A 1,337-nucleotide genomic window follows, 5' to 3' on the forward strand; every position below is an offset into this window, starting at 1 on the left:
CGGGCTCGTGGCGCTCCATCGCCCGCGCGAGCAGCGCGGCTGGTGGGCCGGCGTGCTGGGCGTGCGGCGACCACGGACCGGCCGTGGCGCGAAGGGAGTCGAAGGTGCGCTCGTCGACCTGCCGGTAGAAGGAGCCCACGTCGCCGATCAGTCCTCGCCGTCCTGGGGGTCGCGCAGACCGTCGTAGATCTCCTTGCAGATCGGGCAGACGGGGAACTTCTCCGGGTCGCGCCCGGGCACCCACGTCTTGCCGCACAGCGCCTTGACCGGCTCGCCGGAGAGGGCGCTCTCGAGGATCTTCTCCTTGCGCACGTAGTGGCTGAACCGCTCGTGGTCACCCGGCTCGGCCAGCTGCGGCGTCGGCTCGGTGCGCTCGAGGACCGAGGTCGACGTCGAGGGGCCACCGGGCTCGGTGACCGGGCCTCCGGGCTGGCTGGGGTCGGCAGGCGTGCTCATGCCCTCCATCGTAGGACGCGCCCCGCTCCACTCCCCCTGCGAGGGCCCTCCTCCCGCCGCGCGCGGGTCTCCCGGTCAGCCTGACGGCGTTGGTGTCACCTGGTCCCCCTCTCCGGGCAACCAGGTGGCGCCAAGGCCGACGGGTGACATCAACGCTGCCGAGCCGTCCCTGGCCGTCTTCCCCGCTCCCTGAGGAGGTCGCGCAGCGACCGTCTCGAAGGGTCAGTTGAGGTCGGGGTCCGAGGGATAGGTCGAGACCCAGCCGAGCGAGCCACCCTGGCGTCGCAGCACGCGGCGCCACAGCGTGGCCGGCTCGCCGTCGAAGACGTCACCGACCTCGGCGTCGACGACGTACCAGCCGCCGCGCGCCCGCTCGCCGGCGAGCTGGTCGGCGCTCCAGCCGGAGTACCCGGCGAAGATGCGCAGGGCGCTCACCTGCGGCCAGACGATCTCCTGCGGGGAGTCGAGGTCGACGAGCGAGATCGCACCGAAGAGACGCTTCATGCCCGGCGGCGGCTCCTCGTCGCCGGGCAGCCCGGCGATGCCGATTGCCGAGTCGAGCTGGACCGGGCGCCCTGGAAGACGCGCTGGGGCGCGCTCGCCCCGGCCTGCCAGCCCGGCAGGACGTCGTCGACCGGGGTGTCGAGCGGACGGTTGAGGATGATGCCCTCGGCCGTCTCGTCGTCGTGCTGCAGGACGAGCACGACGCTGCGGGCGAAGAGGTCGTCCGTCAGGTCGGGCGTCGCCACGAGCAGCTTGCCGGCGAGCGAGGAGTCCATGGTCCGACCCTAGTCGCGCGGGCGACCCCCGGTGACCACCCTGTCGGCCACCACGACCGCCGCCGGTACCGCCACGTCCTCCGCGGCCGCGCCACGGTGGTC

General features: G+C 73.3%; 3 protein-coding genes. All 3 read right to left on the reverse strand.

Features of this window, described 5'->3' with window-relative positions:
• Window positions 1-147: 147 nt before the first annotated feature.
• Window positions 148-456 carry a DUF3039 domain-containing protein gene (locus tag AC2W7J_RS18175; protein ID WP_427801185.1) on the reverse strand — a complete coding sequence of 103 codons (309 nt, stop codon included), beginning with the start codon at window positions 454-456 and terminating at the stop codon, window positions 148-150.
• Between the two features lie 222 nt (window positions 457-678).
• Window positions 679-960 carry a YqgE/AlgH family protein gene (locus AC2W7J_RS18180; protein ID WP_485984171.1) on the reverse strand — a complete coding sequence of 94 codons (282 nt, stop codon included), beginning with the start codon at window positions 958-960 and terminating at the stop codon, window positions 679-681.
• Window positions 957-1,235: a YqgE/AlgH family protein gene (locus AC2W7J_RS18185; protein ID WP_485984173.1), complete on the reverse strand. Its 279-nt coding sequence runs from the start codon at window positions 1,233-1,235 to the stop codon at window positions 957-959. The genes AC2W7J_RS18180 and AC2W7J_RS18185 overlap by 4 nt, the downstream gene beginning before the upstream one ends.
• Window positions 1,236-1,337: the final 102 nt, after the last annotated feature.

The sequence above is a fragment of the Janibacter sp. CFPM2_SD2 genome, from assembly GCF_057364645.1.